General features: G+C 75.4%; 3 protein-coding genes and 2 pseudogenes. 3 read left to right on the forward strand and 2 right to left on the reverse strand.

Translation table 11 applies throughout. The features are described from left to right. Positions 1-457: pseudogene (locus DVA66_RS17825) on the reverse strand (hypothetical protein); the annotation flags it as partial. A 429-nt stretch (positions 458-886) separates the two neighbouring features. On the opposite strand from DVA66_RS17825, the gene dgoD reads away from it, so the two are divergent. Genes dgoD through DVA66_RS17840 form a run of 3 tightly spaced genes read left to right on the forward strand, consistent with a single transcriptional unit; the run spans position 887 to position 3,671 of the window. Then, positions 887-2,035: a galactonate dehydratase gene (gene dgoD / locus DVA66_RS17830; protein ID WP_114561252.1), complete on the forward strand. Its 1,149-nt coding sequence runs from the start codon at positions 887-889 to the stop codon at positions 2,033-2,035. Then, positions 2,032-3,045: a sugar kinase gene (locus DVA66_RS17835; RefSeq protein WP_198671911.1), complete on the forward strand. Its 1,014-nt coding sequence runs from the start codon at positions 2,032-2,034 to the stop codon at positions 3,043-3,045. Before dgoD ends, DVA66_RS17835 begins: the two co-directional genes overlap by 4 nt. Beyond that, a complete protein-coding gene (locus DVA66_RS17840; RefSeq protein ID WP_114561253.1) occupies positions 3,042-3,671 on the forward strand; it encodes a bifunctional 4-hydroxy-2-oxoglutarate aldolase/2-dehydro-3-deoxy-phosphogluconate aldolase in 630 nt (209 codons plus the stop codon). The genes DVA66_RS17835 and DVA66_RS17840 overlap by 4 nt, the downstream gene beginning before the upstream one ends. 7 nt (positions 3,672-3,678) lie before the next feature. Here DVA66_RS17840 and DVA66_RS17845 read toward each other — a convergent pair. Beyond that, positions 3,679-4,120: pseudogene (locus tag DVA66_RS17845) on the reverse strand (oxidoreductase); the annotation flags it as partial.

Below are 4,120 nucleotides of genomic sequence, written 5' to 3' on the forward strand. Positions count from 1 at the left end.
CCAGCGCGACCACGAGGGTGGACGCCCCCGCGCCGCCGGTGGCCCCGGTCACGGTGACCACCTGCTCGCCCGGTGCGCCGCCGCCGACCGCGCCCACCAGGCGCGACATCAGCACGCCGGCGGTGTCGGGCAGCGTGACCACGCACGCGTCGAAGGCGCAGGACCACCGGCTCAGGTCGGCGTCGGTCTCGGCCGCGACCAGGTGCACGCCGGCGCGGCGGGCCAGGGCCGCGGCCTGCACCGACTCGGCCACGTCGATGCCGAGGTAGACCTGGGTGGCCGAGGTCCAGGCCGGCCGCAGCTCCTCCGCGCTGCGGACCCGCCACACCTCGACCCCCGCCGCGGCCGCCGCCGCCAGCACCCCGGACGCGAGCCGTTCCTCCCCCGTCACCAGGGCCACCGCCGGCCCGGCGGGTGCGGTCGACCGCCCCGGGGAGACCGCTGTCGTAGTCGCCATGCCCCCGAGGTTGGTCTCCCCGAGGCGTGGCTGCCGGGCTCCGTCCGCAGCCTGTGGACGACACGTCGGCGCCGTCGCGACCTGTGGACAAGTTCGTCTCCAGCAGAACTCACCGGGGTCTTCACTTCGGGCCGGACGAGGAGTACAACAGAAGGCAGAACCTCGACGCGAGCAGGAACCCACGCGGCGATCCAGCCATCCTGAGTGGCCGTTGAGCAGCAGGCTTGTCCTGGGCCAACATTCGTGGTGCACGCCTGGTCACCGTGCCGCGTCGAGCCAGCGGGGCTCGCCGGGCTCGATCCTGACGGGCCCCGCGCCCACGTCACCCCACCCGCATCCTGGGCGACCTCGGGAGCGTCGGTGGCGCTCACTACACTCCCCGGACATGCCCACCGGTGCGCCGACGTCCTGCTCCTCCGGGGAGCGCCCATGACGACGATCGAGAAGGTCGAGACCTTCCTGGTGCCACCGCGCTGGCTGTTCGTCCGGGTGCAGACCTCCGACGGCCTGGTCGGCTGGGGCGAGCCCGTCGTCGAGGGCCGGGCCGAGACCGTCCGCACCGCCGTCGAACAGCTGGCCGAGGGCCTCGTCGGCTCCGACGCCACCCGCATCGAGGACACCTGGCAGGTGATGACCAAGGGCACCTTCTACCGGGGTGGCCCCGTCCTCTCCAGCGCCGTGGCCGGTATCGACCAGGCCCTGTGGGATCTCGCCGGCAAACGGCTCGGGGTGCCGGTGCACACGCTGCTGGGCGGGCACGTCCGCGACCGGATCCGGGTCTACGCCTGGGTCGGCGGCGACGACCCGGCCGAGGTGGCCGAGCAGGTGTCGGCCCGGATCGAGTCCGGTCTCACCGCGGTGAAGATGAACGCCTCGGGCCGGATGAGCCGGCTCGCCACCGTCCGCGAGCTCGACGGCGTGGTGGAGCGGGTCGCCCGGGCCCGGGAGGTGCTCGGCGACGACCGCGACATCGCCCTCGACATGCACGGCCGCTTCACCGCCGCCAACGCCCGCCGGCTGCTGCCCGCGCTGGAGCCGATGCGCCCCTTCTTCGTCGAGGAGCCGGTCACCCCGGAGAACAGCCACCTGCTGCGCGGTGTGGTCGACTCGACCTCGATCCCGATCGCCACCGGGGAGCGGCTCTACAACCGCCAGGACTTCCTGCCCGTGCTGCAGGCCGGGGTGGCCGTCGTCCAGCCCGACCTCTCCCACGCCGGCGGCATCTCCGAGGTCCGCCGCATCGCCTCGCTGGCCGAGACCTTCGACGTGGCACTGGCCCCGCACTGCCCGCTCGGCCCGATCAGCCTGGCCGCCAGCCTCCAGGTCGGCTTCGCCTCGCCGAACCACCTCATCCAGGAGCAGAGCATCGGCATCCACTACAACACCGGCGCCGACGTGCTCGACTACGTCGTCGACCGCTCGGTCTTCGACTTCGCCGACGGCTGGATCCACCGGCTGACCGGGCCGGGGCTCGGCATCGAGGTCGACGAGGACGCCGTCCGCGAGGCCGACCGCACCCCGCACGGCTGGCGTTCCCCGGTCTGGCGCCACCCCGACGGCTCGTTCGCCGAGTGGTGAGCCCCGACCCCGGGCCGGCGGCGGACGTCGCACCGGTCCTCTGCCTCGGCGAGACGATGGTGCTCGGGGCCTCCGCGCACCGCCTGCCGCTGGAGGAGACCCCCGACGTCGAGCTGCACGTGGCCGGCGCCGAGTCCAACGTCGCCGCCGGACTGGCCCACCTCGGCCAGGACGTCGAGTGGTTCTCCCGGCTCGGCGAGGACCCGTTCGCCACCCGCATCCGCGCCCTGCTGCGCAGCCGCGGGGTACGCGCCGACGCCGTCGTCACCGACCCGACCCGCCCCACCGGGCTCTACTTCAAGGACGTCCGCCCCACCGGCAGCCGCGTCCTCTACTACCGCGCCGGCTCGGCCGCCTCCGCGCTCGGGCCGGACGACCTGGGCCGGCTGCACCTCGACCGGCGCCGGCTGGTGCACGTCTCCGGCATCACGGCCGCCCTCTCGGCCAGCTGCGACGCCCTGCTCGAGCAGCTGCTCACCAGCCCGCGGCCACGCCCGCTGGTCAGCTTCGACGTCAACCACCGCCCCACCCTGTGGGACGCCCCCACCGCCGGCCCCCGCCTGCTCGAGCTGGCCCGGCGGGCCGACGTCGTGCTCGTCGGGCTGGACGAGGCCGAGCGGCTGTGGGGCACCGCCGAGGAGGACGCCGTCCGCGCCCTGCTGCCCGAGGTGAGCCACCTGGTGGTCAAGGACGCCGACCGGGCCGCCACCTCCTTCACCCTGCGCGACGGCGGCGACGAGCGCACCAGCGTCCCGGCGCTGCGGGTGGCGGTGGTCGAGGCGATCGGCGCCGGGGACGCCTTCGCGGCCGGCTGGCTGGCGTCCTGGCTCGACAGGCACGACCCGACCACCGCGCTCCGGCTGGGGCACCTGATGGCCGCCTGCACGCTGCAGCACCTCGGCGACCTGCCGCCCCTGCCACCCGCCGACCGGCTGCGCGCGCTGGCCGCTGACGCAGACTGGGACCAGATCGACGCCACCCTGCTCACCCGACTCCCGGAGCGCCCATGACCGAGCCCACCCGTCCTGCCTCTCCCGACGCCCTCGACACCCTGCTGGCCGGACAGCCGGTGATGGCGATCCTGCGCCACCTCGGCCCCGAGGACACCGTCCGCCTGGCCACCACCGCCTGGGATCTCGGTATCCAGCTGGTCGAGGTGCCGATCCAGACCCCCGACGCCGTCCCCTCGCTGGAGGCTGCACTGGCCGCCGGTCGCGAGCGGGGCCGCGGGGTCGGCGCCGGCACCGTGATCAGCGTCGAGCAGGTCGAGCTGGCCGCCCGGCTCGGGGTCACCTTCACCGTGGCGCCCGGGCTGGACACCGACGTCGTCGCCGCCAGCCAGCAGCACTCGGTGCCGCACGTGCCCGGGGTGGCCACCGCCAGCGAGATCCAGAGCGCGCTGCGCGCCGGCTGCCGCTGGCTCAAGGCCTTCCCCGCCACCGTGCTGGGGACGTCCTGGTTCGGCGCCATGGTCAAGGGCCCGTTCCCCGGGCTGAAGCTGGTCGCCACCGGCGGCATCGACGCCAGCAACGCCCGCAGCTACCTCGACGCCGGCGCCTCCCTGGTCGCGGTCGGCTCGGCCCTGGAGGACCCCGAGCAGCTGCCGCGGCTGGCCGAGCTGATCCGCCCGGCCTGACCGCCGCTCAGCCGGCGTCGCCGGCGCGGCGCAGTCGGTCGGTGGTCTCCGCACCGGCGGCCAGCGCCCGGGCCACGTGCAGCAGCCAGTCCCGGACGCCGCCGAGCGAGCCGGTCGCGTACCCCGCCAGGGCGCGCCGGTAGTCCGCGGCGGCGTCCCGGTGCCCGGCCTCGGGCACCAGCACGCCCGCCGGGTCGACACCGTCGGCGACCAGCACCAGGTGCTCCACCGCCCGGGCGACCACCCCGTTGCCGGCCCCGAACGGCAGCACCGTCGCCACCTCGGCGTGCACGACCGCCGCGGTGAGCAGCGACGGCGCCGTGCTGCGGCGGCCCAGCAGCCGGGTCAGCTCCAGCACCCGGTCGGCGGCCTCCGGACGCACCCGGCCGACCTCGGCGTCGGGCAGCACGCCCCGCGTCAGCAGGGTGTGCACGCGGGTCAGCGCCTGC

The organism is Desertihabitans aurantiacus (assembly GCF_003344635.1).
Lineage (GTDB): Bacteria > Actinomycetota > Actinomycetes > Propionibacteriales > Propionibacteriaceae > Desertihabitans > Desertihabitans aurantiacus.

Bases quoted from the DNA above. Each gene is read 5' to 3' on its own strand.
- DVA66_RS17840 (WP_114561253.1), top strand. From the start codon at position 3,042: ATGACCGAGCCCACCCGTCCTGCCTCTCCCGACGCCCTCGACACCCTG.
- dgoD (WP_114561252.1), top strand. From the start codon at position 887: ATGACGACGATCGAGAAGGTCGAGACCTTCCTGGTGCCACCGCGCTGG.